At 54.3% G+C, this 15,644-nt stretch carries 19 protein-coding genes and 1 pseudogene; 6 read left to right on the forward strand and 14 right to left on the reverse strand.

Annotated features, from left to right (window positions below; genetic code table 11):
- From E4Q08_RS12230 to E4Q08_RS12250, 6 genes and pseudogenes are all read left to right on the forward strand, one after another.
- A pseudogene (locus tag E4Q08_RS12230) lies at positions 1-383 on the forward strand (transposase); the annotation flags it as partial.
- A 314-nt stretch (positions 384-697) separates the two neighbouring features.
- Entirely contained in the window at positions 698-2,524 is a 1,827-nt protein-coding gene (locus E4Q08_RS12235) for an O-linked N-acetylglucosamine transferase, SPINDLY family protein (protein ID WP_308240126.1), read from the forward strand.
- 48 nt (positions 2,525-2,572) lie between these two features.
- Positions 2,573-3,241: a class I SAM-dependent methyltransferase gene (locus E4Q08_RS12240; protein ID WP_169070584.1), complete on the forward strand. Its 669-nt coding sequence runs from the start codon at positions 2,573-2,575 to the stop codon at positions 3,239-3,241.
- The gene (locus E4Q08_RS24745; RefSeq protein ID WP_248594867.1) at positions 3,241-3,768 is read left to right on the forward strand and encodes a hypothetical protein; all 528 of its coding nucleotides are present in this window, start codon (positions 3,241-3,243) and stop codon (positions 3,766-3,768) included. Before E4Q08_RS12240 ends, E4Q08_RS24745 begins: the two co-directional genes overlap by 1 nt.
- A 44-nt stretch (positions 3,769-3,812) precedes the next feature.
- On the forward strand, positions 3,813-4,091 hold the full coding sequence (locus E4Q08_RS24750) for a hypothetical protein (RefSeq protein WP_248594868.1): 279 nt from the start codon (positions 3,813-3,815) through the stop codon (positions 4,089-4,091).
- 12 nt (positions 4,092-4,103) lie between these two features.
- Positions 4,104-5,381: a hypothetical protein gene (locus tag E4Q08_RS12250; RefSeq protein WP_169070585.1), complete on the forward strand. Its 1,278-nt coding sequence runs from the start codon at positions 4,104-4,106 to the stop codon at positions 5,379-5,381.
- A 407-nt stretch (positions 5,382-5,788) separates the two neighbouring features.
- Here the strand turns inward: E4Q08_RS12250 and E4Q08_RS12255 are convergent, their stop codons facing one another.
- The 14 genes from E4Q08_RS12255 to E4Q08_RS12320 form a co-directional block, all read right to left on the reverse strand.
- Positions 5,789-6,523: a PIG-L deacetylase family protein gene (locus E4Q08_RS12255; protein WP_169070586.1), complete on the reverse strand. Its 735-nt coding sequence runs from the start codon at positions 6,521-6,523 to the stop codon at positions 5,789-5,791.
- 44 nt (positions 6,524-6,567) lie between these two features.
- Positions 6,568-7,245, reverse strand: a complete 678-nt coding sequence (locus E4Q08_RS12260; RefSeq protein ID WP_169070587.1) for a class I SAM-dependent methyltransferase — start codon at positions 7,243-7,245, stop codon at positions 6,568-6,570.
- A complete protein-coding gene (locus E4Q08_RS12265) occupies positions 7,229-7,855 on the reverse strand; it encodes a WbqC family protein (protein ID WP_169070588.1) in 627 nt (208 codons plus the stop codon). Before E4Q08_RS12265 ends, E4Q08_RS12260 begins: the two co-directional genes overlap by 17 nt.
- Positions 7,794-7,931, reverse strand: a complete 138-nt coding sequence (locus E4Q08_RS26135) for a WbqC family protein (RefSeq protein ID WP_169070589.1) — start codon at positions 7,929-7,931, stop codon at positions 7,794-7,796. Before E4Q08_RS26135 ends, E4Q08_RS12265 begins: the two co-directional genes overlap by 62 nt.
- Before the next feature lie 103 nt (positions 7,932-8,034).
- Positions 8,035-8,478 carry a GNAT family N-acetyltransferase gene (locus E4Q08_RS12275; protein ID WP_372703659.1) on the reverse strand — a complete coding sequence of 148 codons (444 nt, stop codon included), beginning with the start codon at positions 8,476-8,478 and terminating at the stop codon, positions 8,035-8,037.
- A 42-nt stretch (positions 8,479-8,520) separates the two neighbouring features.
- Complete coding sequence (locus E4Q08_RS12280) at positions 8,521-9,588, reverse strand: N-acetylneuraminate synthase family protein (protein ID WP_169070591.1); 1,068 nt, start codon at positions 9,586-9,588, stop codon at positions 8,521-8,523.
- The gene (gene pseG / locus E4Q08_RS12285) at positions 9,585-10,700 is read right to left on the reverse strand and encodes a UDP-2,4-diacetamido-2,4,6-trideoxy-beta-L-altropyranose hydrolase (protein WP_034909308.1); all 1,116 of its coding nucleotides are present in this window, start codon (positions 10,698-10,700) and stop codon (positions 9,585-9,587) included. Before pseG ends, E4Q08_RS12280 begins: the two co-directional genes overlap by 4 nt.
- A gap of 5 nt (positions 10,701-10,705) precedes the next feature.
- Positions 10,706-11,395 carry a pseudaminic acid cytidylyltransferase gene (gene pseF, locus E4Q08_RS12290; RefSeq protein ID WP_034909310.1) on the reverse strand — a complete coding sequence of 230 codons (690 nt, stop codon included), beginning with the start codon at positions 11,393-11,395 and terminating at the stop codon, positions 10,706-10,708.
- Positions 11,392-12,537: a UDP-4-amino-4,6-dideoxy-N-acetyl-beta-L-altrosamine transaminase gene (pseC, locus tag E4Q08_RS12295; RefSeq protein WP_169070592.1), complete on the reverse strand. Its 1,146-nt coding sequence runs from the start codon at positions 12,535-12,537 to the stop codon at positions 11,392-11,394. The genes pseF and pseC overlap by 4 nt, the downstream gene beginning before the upstream one ends.
- Positions 12,534-13,535, reverse strand: coding sequence for a UDP-N-acetylglucosamine 4,6-dehydratase (inverting) (pseB, locus tag E4Q08_RS12300; protein ID WP_169070593.1), 1,002 nt, complete (start codon positions 13,533-13,535; stop codon positions 12,534-12,536). The genes pseC and pseB overlap by 4 nt, the downstream gene beginning before the upstream one ends.
- Positions 13,536-13,573: 38 nt before the next feature.
- Entirely contained in the window at positions 13,574-13,885 is a 312-nt protein-coding gene (locus tag E4Q08_RS26140; protein WP_372703655.1) for a DUF29 family protein, read from the reverse strand.
- 434 nt (positions 13,886-14,319) lie between these two features.
- Positions 14,320-14,631: a PEP-CTERM sorting domain-containing protein gene (locus E4Q08_RS12310; protein WP_169070594.1), complete on the reverse strand. Its 312-nt coding sequence runs from the start codon at positions 14,629-14,631 to the stop codon at positions 14,320-14,322.
- A 67-nt stretch (positions 14,632-14,698) separates the two neighbouring features.
- Complete coding sequence (locus tag E4Q08_RS12315; RefSeq protein ID WP_034909790.1) at positions 14,699-15,187, reverse strand: MarR family winged helix-turn-helix transcriptional regulator; 489 nt, start codon at positions 15,185-15,187, stop codon at positions 14,699-14,701.
- A 148-nt stretch (positions 15,188-15,335) separates the two neighbouring features.
- Entirely contained in the window at positions 15,336-15,590 is a 255-nt protein-coding gene (locus tag E4Q08_RS12320; RefSeq protein ID WP_169070637.1) for an ISAzo13-like element transposase-related protein, read from the reverse strand.
- Between the last annotated feature and the right edge of the window lie 54 nt (positions 15,591-15,644).

Here is a 15,644-nt window from a genome sequence, read left to right on the forward strand (position 1 = left end):
GCTTTGTTCAAAGGCTTCAAAGGGGGTCGGACCGTGTACGCAAGCGAGTCTGATGGGGGCATTGCCTGAGTTGGGCCAACTCACCCATGCGCAGATTGGCAAGTTGGTCGGAGTCGCTCCATTAAACGCGGACAGTGGTCGCCACAAGGGTAAGCGCATCACCTGGGGTGGTCGAGCGACGGTCCGTACCGCTTTATACATGGCGGCCTTAAGTGCCATACGTTACAACCCCGTCATCAAGACCTTTTATGAACGTTTGCTTGCTAACGGAAAACTCAAAAAAAGTCGCGCTGGTCGCTTGCATGCACAAGATGCTGACGATCATGAACGCCATAGTCAAATCGGGTATTCCGTGGAATCCAGAGCATGCAAAATGCGCCTAAAAAAAGCTTGACTGGGAACACAGTTGCTCTCCCCTCGCGGGAGAGGGCTCGAGGGAGAGGGGAAACGGTCATGACCGTTTGGCTGAAGATGTCCCATGCCATCCTGGACAGTCTTTCGATTGATCGCAAGCTGCGCGTGCAGAATCCGTCTGTCGCCTGATCTACAGCAAACGTACCGCTTGAACGGATGATTTTGTTCAATTATTACAATCAGTTATGATTATCCTGCAAAGATCGCCGAGGCCAGTTTTCAGGATATAATCCAGGCTCGTTGTGACAGTGGATTCGGGACGGCGGCCTTGAGGGGAGTGGTAGTGCGCGACGATGTATTTGTTTCTCTGCTGATGCAGGCATGGAACGGGCAACTCGAACTGCTGCAACTCATCGACCAGTGCAGCAAACTGGAGCAAGAGCAGCGCGCTCCTCTGGCAGCGATCCTCTACCAGACCTGGCTCAAGAGAACCCCTTCAACCCACGCCCATGCGGCGTACTTCAACCTCGGCGCGACGTTGTCGAATCTCGGGGATCTGGCGGCTTCTGAAGAGGCTTACCGGCAGGCGATCGCCCTGTCTCCTGGCTTCATTCAGCCTCGACTCAACCTTGGGCTGGTCCTTGAGCGCCGGGGCCTGCTGGACCAGGCGGTCGAAGAGTGGCTGTGGGTTGAGCGCAATGTTCCCGCCGACACGGATGAATACCAGGCCTTCCTGCTGCTTGCCCTGAACAATCTTGGCCGGGTGCTGGAGATCAAAAAAGAATATCGGGATGCCACGGACTATCTCGACAGGAGTCTGTCGATCGATCCCACCCAGGCGGATGTACTCCACCACTGGGTATTTCTGCGCATGAAACAATGCTGTTGGCCAGTTTATCGACGCACCGGCAAGGTCAGCCCGGAACTGATGGAGAATTCCACCTCCGCCCTGGCCATGCTTGCGATGACCGATGATCCTGCGGTACAACTGGCCGCCTCGCGACGCTACGCGGACAAGAAGGTACTCAAGGATCTGCCATCCCTCGCCAAGCCTGGCGGCTACGGACACCGGAAAATCCGCATCGGCTATTGCTCCTCGGATTTCTGCCTGCATCCGGTCGCGATGCTGATGGTGGAGATGTTCGAATCTCATGACCGAGAGAAATTCGAGGTCTACGCGTATTGCTGGAGCCCGGAGGATGGCTCGGAAGTGCGCAGGCGGGTGATTGCCGCCATGGATCACTTCCAACGTATCGATCAACTCGGCGACGAGGAAGCGGCTTGCCTGATTCGGGAACACGAGATCGATATTCTGGTGGACCTGCAGGGCCAGACTGCCGGTGCCCGAATGAACATGCTGGCCTACCGGCCGGCGCCAATCCAGATCACCTATCTCGGCCTGCCGGCCACCACCGGCCTCCCGTTCATCGACTACGTCATTGCCGACCGCTTCCTCATCCCCGAAGAGGAAGCCCGCTACTATTCCGAAAAACCCCTCTATATGCCTGACATCTACCAGGTCAGCGACCGCAAGCGGGCGCTGGGTCCCTCCCCTAGCCGGGCGAGCTGCGGGCTGCCGGAAGACTGCTTTGTGTACTGCTCATTCAACAACAACTTCAAGTTCACCCCCGAAATGTTCAGCATCTGGATGAACATCCTGCGCCGCGTGTCCGGCAGCGTTTTGTGGTTACTGGCCGACAATCCCTGGGCCGAAGAAAACCTGCGTCAGGAAGCCATCAATCAGGGCATCGAACCCTCCCGTCTGATCTTCACCGAGCGGGTTGCCCCGGAAAACTATCTGGCTCGCTACCAGATTGCGGACCTGTTCCTTGACACCTTCCCATTCAATGCCGGCACGACCGCCAACGACGCCCTATGGATGGGCTTGCCCGTCCTGACCCGGAGTGGACGTACCTTTGCGTCCCGGATGGCCGGTGCCCTGCTGACCGCCGCCAATCTGGGAGAACTCATCACCTACCAGCTCAATGACTATGAAGAAAAGGCGGTTGCCCTGGGTCATCGTCGAACTGAATGCCAACGGATGCGGGCACACCTGATCAGGGAGCGCACTCAGGGAGTGCTGTTCGATACCCCCTTGTTCGTACGCAATCTGGAAAGCCGGTTGTTGGAATTGACCATGCATCCACCGGCAACTTCATCGCCAATGTGAAGCAAATTCAGCCCCCTTGAAAGGATCACCGTGCACCCGGCACAAGCAATGAGACAAACCCCGATCAATCAGATTCATAATCCGGATGTTCTCAACTTCATGCGTAGCGACTATACCGAAGTGGTGGAGGTGGGCTCCAGCAGCGGTGCTTTGGCGCGTGCCTATCGTGACATCAATCCAGGCTGCCGCTATGTGGGCATAGAAATCGATGCGGACTACGCCGAAGCGTCCAGGCAACATTGCACCGAGGTGATCCATGGTAACGTCGAATATCTATCTGCCGAAACATTCCGCCAGCTGGGTGATGCCGAGTGCTGGGTGTTTGCTGATGCTTTGGAGCATCTCTACGATCCGTGGCAACTGCTGGAACGTATCAAGGCCAATGCACGTGGCAACACCGAAGTGATTGCCTGCATCCCGAATGCGCAATACTGGGGCGTCCAGTCCCGCCTCAACGCCGGCCTGTTCATCTATCAGGATTCAGGCCTGTTCGATCGCACCCATATTCGCTGGCTTACCCGTCTGACCATTATCGATCTGTTCAATTCGCACGGATTCCAGGTGATCAACATGATTGCCCGTCTCCTCGATCAACCTAGCGATGAAATGGCGGCAGCGATCCGGCAGATGGCGCGTGCATCCGGTAACGATCCCGAGATGGCCCTGCAAGATGCAACTCCATTTCAGTATGTGGTCAAGGCGCTAGCAGACAGCTGATGCAAACCGGGAATACTACTGACCCGATGCAAGTGATGAGTCCTGCATTGCCTCCGGTCCATCTCTATCATATTGCCTACTCTGAAAAGACCCTGGCTGAAGTCCCTCCGGGATACCTGATCCTGGACAATGTCAATAGCCCTCGCAATGATTGGCGTGAGTATTGGCCGATTCGCAGATTCCTGATCGATGAAGATCTCGACGAGAATGCGTTTTATGGTTTCTTCTCACCACGCTTTCAGGAAAAGACCGGGCTGAGCCATGCCCAGGTAAAAACCTTCGTGCAAGCCGCCGGCGCAGAGACCGATGTGGTTTCATTCAGCCCGCAACCTGACATGGGAGCTTTTTTCCTCAATGTATTCGAACAGGAGGAACTGTTTTCACCAGGTTTTATCGCAGCCAGCGAAACCTTTTTTTGCGGCAGTTGGCATGCCCATCGGTCTGGCGCCGCTGGTCATGGATTCACGGCAGATCATCTTCAGCAATTTTTTTTGCCGCGCGCCCTGCATTCTGGCGCGCCTGGCTGAATCTCAACGAGCAGCTATTTTCCATTTGCGAGGGTGAGGACAGCGTGCTGAAACAGTTGCTGACTGTCGAAACAGCCTATCCGGGCTCCGTGCAGAGAAAAGTCTTCCTCATGGAACGTATTGCTTCAGTCATGCTGACGGTCCATCCCCAGTGGCGTGTACGCGCTTACAACACCTTTGATTGTGCCTGGTCGAATAGCCGTCTGAATCAGTTCAGGACCGAAGCCGTGCTGAGCGATGCGCTGAAGATCGCGATGAAGGAACAGGGCTTCCACGATTACAAGGAAGCCTACTCGCAATTACGTGACAAGTTGCGCGAATAGAAAACTCTTGCGATGGAAAATTTGATCATAATCATCAGTGCTGCCGATATTTCCCCAGCCATACAAATCGCCAGAAACCTGCCTTCGTATACTGTTTACACATTCGACCCGATACTGGTTGACCAAATTTCTTCGAGCGGACTGGAGAATATAAATTTCATTCCTTTCGACAATTGCCCGCTCTATCACGAACTGGATGGCAGCGCTCACTCTGCCGCTTTCGACCTGGAGAGTGCACTTGATCTCGAAGTCAGGGAGATCGTCCCCGAGGTATCAATAGCTGGATGGCAGCATCTGAATCTTTATTATATTCTTATTGCTCTCAAGTGGTACACAGCCCTATGGGAAAATCTGGGAAACAAGCTGGCCGGCACGAAAGTACATCTCTTCATCTGCGATACCCCTGGCTCGTATTACTTCAATTCATACATCCCATCGATCTTGCTCCTGTGGTACCTGAAATGCAGTGACATCGAGTTTTCAGGATTTACCTACGGCAGCAAGGATGAGGATACCCATCTGATCCCCGAATTATCAGAGGAAAATCCTAATGAAGAACTTGAACAGCTACTGATTCATTTGCCGACCTGCTGGTATGATATCAAATATTTTTTCCAGGAAATGATCTCGACCGGAAAAACGCTGATAAATATCGAAGCAACGAATTTCAATATCCCATTACCGGCAATCAGGACGCTGGCACTGGTGGAAGCCGGGAACACCCTCTCCGGTTTACCGGAAGAAATTCGCAATAGGATTCACGATTTCTCCATTGCATTAATGGAAAAACTCGATCAGATATTCGCGCCATATCTGGTCATTCCCAATTACCGCCAGCGCCAGATCCGACATCTCACAAACATTTACTGCGCCCAGCTAGTCACCTATTACCAGCTTTCCCGGTATTTCGAAAAATCGAAACCATCAAGAATAATATTATCCGATCACGATGCCGGATTTCATGGCCCGATCATTTCTTTTGCGCAGAAGCACTCACTACCCGTAATTTTCCTACCCCACTCCAAGTGCGTCAATGACATCGAGTTCAAATACAGAAATATCACGGTACTCAGTCATCCAATACATGGGCAGGAAATTTTCGATGCCAATCGCAAAAGCGTACTGAACTTCAAGATCGCTTATCCGGAAACCTTCAGCGGTTCGACCATCGTTAGCGAAATAAAAAACGATTTCGCTGTTGCTCAATTCGCTGTCTCTCAATGGAGTCTATTTCACACGCTACCAACCCTACATGCACGGAATACGGCAGATCGTTGCCTGGTGCAATGATAATGGCATCGCACTAAAAAATACGTTGCAAACCGAGTTACTCAATTATCAGCTTGTTGGAAAGAGATATTGGAATTTCTGCCGCCGAGTTAATGAAAAATGCCAATGAGACCATGGAGCAACATACAAACGGTTGTGATTTATGCCTGATGTATGATATGCCGACAACCGGTGCACTGCATTTTCTGAATGATTCCATTCCCATTCTCAACCCTATTGTAGAGTCCCTGGCTCCTTCGGAAATGACCCTTGGTAATGCCAGGCTCGTTCCTCAGGAAAGCGTCGAGAATACTCTGCTCCGATTGAAGTGGTTTACCTCGGACCCTAGCAGTTTATTTTACTTTCGCACTGAACAGTTCAGGAATTACATCAGCTTGTTCCAGAATGCTCGGCCATTGCGAGCCTACTTATAGATGCCGCGCCATGAACAGGGCATCTAGCATCCGACCCACCACGAAGGCCTCGGCTGCCTCCACGCCGATACTTGCACCTCGCCATCTCGCCAGATGCTCGCAGGCAGTGACTGAACGCGCATGTGGCCAACCCCTCATTTCCAGGGCATAGCTATCAAGCGCGGCCAGCTTGCGATCAAGCATCGAAGAAATATCACAGAAATAGTTCGGCACAAAACCGTTGTTTCCTGACATGCGCCACTCGGTACTCGAAGGCACCTCGAAAAACAGGACCTGACACAGCCGGTTTCCTGGTTGCGGGCGGCAGGCGGTCTGCACGGCTTCGCTGGTAATCCGGTGATCGATGTTCAGATCGCCAGGGAAATGGGTATAAATGATGTCCGGATCGGCCTTCCTGAAATGGGATTCCACGGCCTTGACCACATCGAGCAAATGCACGCTATCCATCCGGTTATCCGGAAAATCGAGCATTGCCAGGGAGGTTGATCCGAGTCGAGCATGCGCCTCCCTGGCGGCTGCAGAGAGAACCAGCAATTGTTCTCCGGCTGCGGTGCGATCACGCTGCTCCGAACGACTGGTGGCACCTTCTGCCAGGATCAGCACATGGACATGGTCACCCTGGGCAAGATGCCTGGCAATGGTACCCCCGCAACCCAATACTTCGTCATCCGGGTGGGCGGCAACGACCAGAACACTTCTAACGCCCTCTCCCCCGACCCCTCCCCCCACAAGTGGGGAGGGGAGATTCGTGAGTCGCTGACGCGACTTTCACATTAATCATGCGGCTTCCTGGCGACGATGTTCCAGGAGGCGAACTGATGGTTGTCCTGTGGCTCATATCGTCGCATCAGTTTCTCTTCCATGAACAAAATCTCGAAACTCGAAAACAGATCTCGAAGATGGGCTGCATCGGAAAAGTGGACTTTTCCTACCCCAGTGAATTGACCCTTGCTGTAACTTGTTCTTGTAAAATCATCATCAACAGCTTTCCCAGACAAAAAATCACTATGATTCATGGAAAACCAATCAGAGCCGATAAATATGCCATCAGGCTTGAGCGCATCCGAAACGATCTGCAATGCACTTCTTATCGACACTGTGTTGTTGTGGGTCAACGAAGCTCGGTCGAGAACCAGATCAAATCTTTGCTCGAACGGCTGCTGAATTGTAAAATCCGCTTCAATGATATTTGTGATGAGATCAGGATAGCGTTGATGTAGTTTTTTCACTATTGTTGGGCTACCCTCTATGCCATAATAGTCCATACCCAGAGAAATAAATAATGGTATATTCGCACCTGCACCTGAGCCAAGTTCAAGAACACTCCCACCGCCCGCCACAAGGATCGGTTTAAGGTGCCGATGTACCAGGCTGACCACATCGGACCACGGCCATACCGACAGATGAGTGCCTTCTGCGTAACGCTGCTCCCATTCAGAACTCAGACTCATGCCATTTCCCAGTCAAAATCTTATGTATGTCCGAACCGCAGTTCATCCAGTAATCGACGATGCACATATAGGGTTCGAAATCTCCCCATAATTGCGGATAAACTGGATGCTGAAAGTCCTGATAATCGATCGATATTCCGGAGGCTGCGAAACGATCCTCGTCCAGATAGTTTTTCCCCAAAGCACCGGACAAATATTTTTCTGCCCCGAAGTGCTGGCACAGATCCAGGATCAATTGCGATTTTCTGCTGGTTATCGGCAATTCCGATGCACGCACAATCCTTGTGTGTATTTCGAATTCCGCCACCCAGAATCGAAGTTGCTGCCAGCACAACTCGGCAAGATTGGATTCCGGCGTTGCCAGCAACTGTTCGATTATTGGAAAGCACTCCCTGAATCTTGGCGCTTTTCGGTAATTCATTTCCAGCGACTTCAAATGCTTGCTGCGCCAGGGTTGCATCTCGTCGGTCAAGGTTTCACGAAGTGATGCCTGAATATGCCCTTTGACCCTGACCGGAATGGTCAGCCATTGTGGGCCTTGTGCCGTTTTAATCTTGTTGCGGTTGATGAAGCTGTTTTTTTTCGAACTGCACGGTATCGAGAAAAACATAGACATCAGCGCGTGCAATTTTATCAAAATATCCCAGCCATGGGAGATAGGCTGGCTGATGAGCAGAGATAATCACCAATCGGCTAGCTGGCGCTGAACAAGGTCTTGTTCAAATCGCCTTTTATCTTCATCCAGTCCTCTCGAAAAAAGCGCCATCACCACCACGCCGAAAAACCCCATCATCCCTGTATATATGCTTTTGAAGAAATCCCTCCTTGATGAATCCAAAGCGCTGATGAAGGCGAACCACTGCAGTATTGAAATCCAGAACCTCGCAGCAAAGCTTCTCGATGGGCATTTTTTTCAAATACATGTTCGATGGCAAAGTACTCCATCACGGCGCCAAGCCCCTTCTGAAGACTATCCCTTTCGTCTGACAAATTATATGCCCAGGTACAACGACGATCGCGAGCATTGATATCCGTAAAGGACACAAAACCAACAGACCTGCCTTTTTCCTTGAACATGAAATGCCGCGACTTTTCATTCTTCAACTCTCTGCGGAACCACTCGTCGTGCATTTCCGGAGTGATTATCCTGGTGTCGTACATGTAATGGCGAATCGATTCCGAATTACGCCATCTCAAAATCAGATCCTTATCCTGATCGTCTAGTGCTGTCAGCGCATAGTCGGAATGATTAAAAAAAAACCCTGGTGACCATTTTCATCCTTGATTTGAAATATCAGTCAACCGGAGATAGCACCCCTTTTTAATCTGGCGCGCCACTCGCAGACCCATCACCTGATCAATCAGCTCTGGAGACAACCCGGCACCGGGTCGCCGCAAACCAATATTCTCGGCGTTCAATTCTTCACCTATTTCTATATTTCGTAATGCTACGATGCTGCGCCTCGCCTGCAAGCGCATCCCTCTTTCTGCTTTTGTTGGCATGAGAAATGGACTACCCAATATTTCATGCGCGCACTTGATGATTCGTATCCATTCGCGCAGCCCCTCGGTGTCTTCGGCAAACCAGTGATCCGGCCCCGGCAGATCATGGTCCAGAGTGAAGTGCTTCTCGAAGACCCGTGCACCCAGAGCGACGGCCAGTCCTGCAGCCAAGGGACCCTGTGTATGATCGGAAAAACCGACCAGCAGGCCTGGGAAAGCCTGCTGCAGGGTCGTCAGCTTGCGGATATTAACGTCCTGCGCAGGCGTAGGGTACTGGGAAGTGCACAGCAATAAGGCCAGAGGCTTGCCGGTAAACCATCCGACCGTTTCCAGAGCCTGGTGCACTTCGGCCAGATCACTCATGCCGCAGGAAAGAATCAGCGGCAGATTGGCTGCCGCGTAACTTCGGAGTAACGGCAGGTTCGTAAAGTCGTCGGAGCCCACCTTGATCGCCAGCACACCGATCGCCAGCAGCAGATCGAGGTCGGAACGGTTCTGTGGAGTCGAGAAAAAGGTAATGCCTACAGCATCGCAGTGCGCCTTGATTGCACGCCATTGCTGCGGGGCGAATTCGTAGCGCCTGAACATTTCCAGCATGGATTCGGTGACGGTTTGCCCTTGCGATTGATAGGTAAACATCTGTTCAGGATCACCGCAGAATTCTTCCGCTTTGAAGGTCTGGAACTTGACGGCATCGGCACCCACCTCTTTGGCAATTTCTATCATCCGTTTGGCGATTCCAAGATCGCCATTATGATTGATGCCGACTTCGGCGATGCAATAAGGGGGTTCATTGGGGCCGATCCTCCGCCCGGCGATGGCCAAGAGGCTGTCATTCATACGCAGTTCTCATCCTCGAGAATTCTTAATACCTTTTCAACACCTGAACCATCGCACACTCTGCTGGCACAGTCGATCATTGCCGGCAATGCAGCGCTTACGACCTCGTCCAGATATTTCGCATAGCAAGCTGGGGTCAGTTCAGAGGCCACACCCAGTGTTCGTTGAGCCCCCTGCCGATGCATCATCGTGGCAACCGAGCGCTGGTTCTCTCCAAGGATGACGACGAGACTGGGCAGTCCGAGGATACATTTTTCCCAGGTCACACTCCCGCCTGCAGTGACGGCCAGATCCGCAGCCGCCATCAATTTCGCCATATCGGGTGTCTGGATGTGCAGCGTGGCGGACGGGAAGTTCACCAGGGTGTCCTTCAGGGTTTGCAGGGCAGAATGGCTTTCCCCGACGACCACGTCGATATGCTCCCAAGGTTTCCTGGACAGCATCACCCCATCGAGAACCTTGCCGGTTTCATTGTCCGGGTCGCTGCCTCCCATGAAAATCAACAATCGCTTCAAAGCAGGCGTTTTACGCCGGGCAAGACTGGCAGGCCGAAGCATGCTGAACTCTGGTCTCAGCAGTGCGTATTGCGGGCCGACCAGGCAGATACAATGGCCGGGCACTTTGCCCTGGTAGCGGTTTTCCATTCCATCGACCAGATTCTGATCAAGCAAGAGATCAGCAATATGTTCGCGGTCGGCAAGGTCGTCAATGACCATCAGCTTTCGGTATTGCGCCTTGAGCGCAGATTCCCAGCGCGCATCGAGAGCATAATGGTCCACGATGAGCCAGTCCGTGACCAAACCATGCCATACCGCCTGGGTTTGCCCTGCGTCGGTCGCCCATTCGGCGCCAAGCCAGGCCGCATGCGCCAGTTGAAACTGGTGCCCATGAGAAGCAAGGGAAGCGTTCGCAGCCGTGCCAGGCAAGGCAATCGCTGCATGCCCACGTTGCCGGATCAGGCCAAGAAGATGGCCTGGGTGCTCACGACAGATGAAACGGCACTTGGCACCCGCGGATCGTAGGGCATCGGCCAGTGTCAGACAACGCATGACGTGGCCTGTGCCGATTTGCAGGGAGGCATCAACCCGAAAAGAAATTTCTTGCCCGGTCATCCGGGTCATCCTGTCTGCAATGCCTTGAACATCCACTCTGCACGCTCCCAGTCTTCCGGCGTGTCAATGTCCTGTACGCGGTGACGGGGCAGAATCACCGGCATTGCAATCGTTGAAAAGACCGGTTTGTCGGCTATCCACGCCGCAGCACGCCCCCAGTAGAACTGCCCTGCATCATGGAAAGCCTCTTCCAGGTCTTGCGAACGGGTGTTGAAATGTGCGGGTTGAAACATCTGAACCCTCCCTTCTTCAGTCAGCTTGATTGCACGCTGAATCGGGAATGTATAACGGGTGACCGAGAAAGCAAAATCAGAACCGCTGTCAGTCAGCAATTGCAGGCCCCGCTGCAGATCCGCCGTGCTGACGAATGGTGCGGTCGCGTAGATGCAGCAAACCGGGTCAGGCATGCCGCCCTGTGCTCGATACCATTCGATTGCATGCGCAACTACAGGTGATGTTCCGGTGTGATCGTCGGAGAGGGCTGCCGGTCGCATGAACGGCACTTCCGCCCCATACGCCTTCGCCACTTCGGAGATTTCAATATCGTCGGTCGAAACGACGATGTGATCGAAAAGACCGGAGGCGTGTGCCGCATCAATCGACCAGGCGATCATCGGCTTGCCGCAGAACAGTTTGACGTTCTTGCGCGGAATGCGTTTGCTGCCACCACGGGCAGGAATGATTGCCAGCTTCATGCCAGGGCACTCGACAGCGCAGCCACCACCTGGTCCTGCTCATCGTCTGTCATCGAATAGAACAGGGGCAGACTGATGGCGCCACGGTAAAAATGCTCGGCTTGTGGGCACTTCCCGACGCGAAAGCCGAGCATTTGGTAATAGGGCTGTAGATAGACGGGCAGGTAATGCACATTGGCACCGATGCCTTGGGCGCGTAGCGCGTCGAACACGACACGACGCCGCTCGGACGCTACCCAGACCGGGTATAGATGGTAGGCCGAACGGCCGTATCCGGCCTGCCGCGGCAATACCAGCGGCAAGTTGGCCAACAGCCGGTCGTAGCGCGCGGCCAGTTCGCGCCGGCGTGCCACGAACCTGTCCAGACTTGCCAGCTGGCTGAGGCCTAGTGCCGCCTGAAGATCGGTGATTCGGTAGTTGTAGCCCAGTTCGATCTGTTCGTAATACCAGGCGCCTTCATTCTTGTTCTGCAAATCGGCCGGGGCGCGTGTCATTCCGTGCGACCGCAGACGCTGCAATGCCTGGCTCAATGCCGCGCTGTTGGTCATCACCATGCCGCCTTCAGCAGTGGTCAATATCTTGACTGGATGAAAACTGAACACCGTCATGTCGCTGAAGGCGCAATTGCCGACCTTGCCGGCCTGGTAGTCGGCGCCAACCGCATGCGATGCATCCTCGATCACCCGGCATCCGTATTGCCTTGCCAGCGCTCCGATCGCCTTCATGTCGCAGGATTGGCCTGCGAAGTGAACCGGGATGAGCACCGCCGGCAGCACACCATCGAGACTTGCCTGTCGCAGTTTTTCTTGCAGCGCCGCCACGCTGATGTTGTAGGTCAGCGGGTCGATGTCCACAAAGTCGACCCGGGCACCACAATACAGGGCGCAATTGGCCGAAGCCAGGAAGGTGTTCGGAGAGGTCCAGACCCAGTCCCCAGGGCCGACACCGAGCGCCAGGCAGGCGATGTGCAGCGCTGCCGTCGCATTGGCCACCGCCACCCCGTGGGCCACGCCGCAATACCCTGCCAGTGCGCATTCGAAAGCGTCGATACAGGGTCCCTGCGTGATCCAGTCCGAACGTAGCACTGCCACGACGGCAGCGATATCCTCTTCAGAAATCGATTGGCGACCGTAGGGAATCAATTCTCGCGTCCCTGTGCGATCAGCATGCGAATGGCAGCAACATCAAGGAACTCGGGATTGGTGCCGGAACTGTATTCAAAGCCACCGACTACCGGGATGCCGATCTCGCCCAGCCGATTCTTGTGGTAATCGACTTGCAGGGTGAACGAAATCGCTGGCTTGATCACGAAATGGTCATGAAATTCAAGAGTCAGATGAGAATCATCGCCTGGGCACATGGTTTCATGCAGCTTTTCGCCGGGACGAATGCCTATGATCTTCAGTGGCAGGTGCGGGGCAATGGCCTTGGCCAGGTCGAGGATGGTCGCCGACGGAATCTTGGGAATGAAGATCTCGCCTCCATGCATGCGCTCAAAATTCCTGATGACGAAGTCAACCCCATTTTGCAAGGTGATCCAGAAGCGGGTCATGCGCTCATCCGTGATCGGCAATTCGGTGGCGCCCTGCGCAAGCAACTTCTGGAAAAAAGGAATGACCGAGCCGCGCGAACCAACCACATTGCCGTAGCGAACGACCGCAAACCGCGTTCGGCGTGCACCCACGATATTGTTCGCTGCGACGAACAATTTATCGGACGCCAGTTTTGTTGCACCATACAGGTTGATCGGATTGGCCGCCTTGTCCGTCGACAGGGCGATCACCTGTTCCACTTCAGCGGCGATGGCGGCCTGAATCACGTTTTCGGCCCCATATATATTCGTCTTGATGCATTCCATCGGATTGTATTCGGCCACCGGCACGTGCTTCAGGGCCGCTGCGTGGATCACATGATCGACCCCATCCATGGCTTGCCTGAGACGCGGCTGGTCGCGCACGTCGCCAATGAAATAGCGCATCTGCGGCGCATTAAAAATCTGCGCCATTTCATACTGCTTCAATTCGTCGCGTGAGTAGATGATGACCTTTTTCGGCTGATAGCGCGCCAGAATGGTCTTCACGAACTGCTTGCCGAACGAACCGGTACCGCCGGTGATGAGAATCGTCTTGTTGTCGAGCATTGTCTCTCCCGGTCAAAAGCGGGCGTCAGAACACCAGTTTATTGATAATCACTGCTACCGCGTCGATTCGGGTGGTACTTGACCAGGAGGATGGCCATACGGTTGGCCATCCCGCACTGTTCACTCTTGCCCACGTCCTCAATCTCCTCCGCCATGTGCTCCAGGTCGAGCAGATCAAAGCAATCGGCACAAATCAGCCGAGTCTGTTCATTGGCCCATGCCACCACATCCATCTCATATCTTGTGCTCACTTCACCCTCCTGCACCCGGACTCTTGTTCCGGAATCATGCCGTGTGAACTGCGCCAGCAGCTTGTCGCTCCGGCAAATCGGCATGAAATCGTTCGGCACCTTTGGTCTGTTTCACTATAGCGTGTATCCCTTTGAATCGCACCACACGCGCTGAAATTTCGGCCTTGATCATCATTTCGGCCAAGGCCGAGTGCTACGCCCGATGAAAGTCCTGCGGGAGAGTGGCAGGGCCTTCGAAATTTCGTACCCTTGGAAGGGCAAACTAACCGAGGGGAAGAAAGATGCTCGAAGATCCTGCGGGCATTGACTATAGCTCAGACACGAGGCCGGTGCTACTGCGCACGGCACGGTCGTCGATGGATCGGTGGGTCGTGAGGCGCGCTCGCGCCTGGAGCGGGTGAAGTGAAGCAGCGTGGGGCGGCCACTGTGTGCTTGACGCCGGGACAGCCGCAACGGCAGGTAACCGCCCAATCCTCACAGCACTTTGCCATGCCGCCCCTATTCGCTTGCTGAAGCAAGGTGCAGTTGTTGAGTCAGGCCTCCGGCCGGCGACGCCGAATCCACCCCAGGCCGCAAAGCAGGCCCAGACCGGCCAGCGCCAGACTCGACGGCTCCGGAACGGCAGTCGGTTCGGCATAAAGGAAGTCGTCCATCACGACGACATCGTCGGACGGGTTGCCCAGAATACCGTTGGACGTGATGGTGTTCGCGCCGGAGGTCAGCCGGACCCGGGCGATCTTCTCGCCGGCATTGGCAACAGCGCCCAAGAAGCTCAAACCCTGGTTGGCCCCCGCCAGGACGTTTCTCGAAAAAATCAGCGAATTGCTCGGATCGAAGAACCCCATTCGAGACCAGCAGCGGGCAGCGGCAGCCACCGAAGCACAGCTGGTTCTCGGCTCCCGCAGCAGGAACTCAGCCGATTGTGTCTTCGGATTTCCGCGTGTGAAGTTCCGACCGATCAAGTTCAAGGGCTGCTGAGAGACTCGACTTTACGGTTTGCAGGATCTCGGACAAGTACTGTTGTTGTTCCGGTGACAGGCTGTGCAGCATTTCCGTGCGGCTACGGAGAATGACAGTCTCGACCTGAACGAGCAATTGCCGTGCTTGGTCGGTCAAGTAGATGCCCCATACGCGCCGGTCGCCAGGAATTCGACGCCGCTCGATCCAGCCGCTTCTCTCGACCTGATCGATCAGGCGGCCGGCGGTGGATTTCTCGATCTCGAGCTTGGCCGATATTTGCGACTGGGAAAGCCCCTCCTGATTCGACAGGATCGCCAGTATCGACCATTGCGCACGCGACAAGCCCAGTGGCTGCAATCGTCGGTCGATCAGTTTGCGCAGCAGTCGCGCGGATTCGGTCAGGAGGAAGCCCGGGCCCCGTTGGAAATCATCGATGATCATGGATGCGGCCTCAGTGACGATCTAAGGAATGGCCCTTGGCTGCCGGTACGACGGTGCTGTGTTCGGCGCAGGCGTTTTCCTCAGATCAAGGTGATTTCTACGAATATTCATAACGTGCAGGCCGGTCGGATCAAGATGTCCCACTTGGCTAGAAGCGGCTTCGTTCCAGTCGGGACTCGACAGCTTGCATGCCATCCTTGGCCACGGTGACTCCTTTTGCACAGACCGTGTGGCTCAGTTCGACGACGGGATGAACGCCTTTCCGGGTCAGGCTCTTGGCCCACCCCAACATCGTTTGGCCATCGGTCAGCTTGGCCCCGTTGCAGTACTTTTCCAGGATTCGCCAGCAACGCTCCGCCGGATTGTACTTGCTATGGTGCTCCGGATAGTAGTCTTGATTGATGACACCAAACGATTAGTAAGCTTGCTTATGGTAAGTTGACTTCAAGTAGGCTAG

The sequence above is a fragment of the Candidatus Accumulibacter contiguus genome (assembly GCF_012940005.1).
Lineage (GTDB): Bacteria > Pseudomonadota > Gammaproteobacteria > Burkholderiales > Rhodocyclaceae > Accumulibacter > Accumulibacter contiguus.

Excerpts from the sequence above, each read along its gene's own strand:
- E4Q08_RS12250 (WP_169070585.1), top strand. The coding sequence starts at position 4,104 with ATGGAAAATTTGATCATAATCATCAGTGCTGCCGATATTTCCCCAGCC.
- E4Q08_RS12265 (WP_169070588.1), bottom strand. The coding sequence starts at position 7,855 with ATGTTTTTCTCGATACCGTGCAGTTCGAAAAAAAACAGCTTCATCAAC.
- E4Q08_RS12310 (WP_169070594.1), bottom strand. The coding sequence starts at position 14,631 with ATGGGGTTCTTCGATCCGAGCAATTCGCTGATTTTTTCGAGAAACGTC.
- E4Q08_RS24745 (WP_248594867.1), top strand. The coding sequence starts at position 3,241 with ATGCAAACCGGGAATACTACTGACCCGATGCAAGTGATGAGTCCTGCA.
- pseF (WP_034909310.1), bottom strand. The coding sequence starts at position 11,395 with ATGAAGCTGGCAATCATTCCTGCCCGTGGTGGCAGCAAACGCATTCCG.
- E4Q08_RS12240 (WP_169070584.1), top strand. The coding sequence starts at position 2,573 with ATGAGACAAACCCCGATCAATCAGATTCATAATCCGGATGTTCTCAAC.
- E4Q08_RS12260 (WP_169070587.1), bottom strand. The coding sequence starts at position 7,245 with ATGAGTCTGAGTTCTGAATGGGAGCAGCGTTACGCAGAAGGCACTCAT.
- pseB (WP_169070593.1), bottom strand. The coding sequence starts at position 13,535 with ATGCTCGACAACAAGACGATTCTCATCACCGGCGGTACCGGTTCGTTC.
- pseG (WP_034909308.1), bottom strand. The coding sequence starts at position 10,700 with ATGACCGGGCAAGAAATTTCTTTTCGGGTTGATGCCTCCCTGCAAATC.
- E4Q08_RS12280 (WP_169070591.1), bottom strand. The coding sequence starts at position 9,588 with ATGAATGACAGCCTCTTGGCCATCGCCGGGCGGAGGATCGGCCCCAAT.
- E4Q08_RS12315 (WP_034909790.1), bottom strand. The coding sequence starts at position 15,187 with ATGATCATCGATGATTTCCAACGGGGCCCGGGCTTCCTCCTGACCGAA.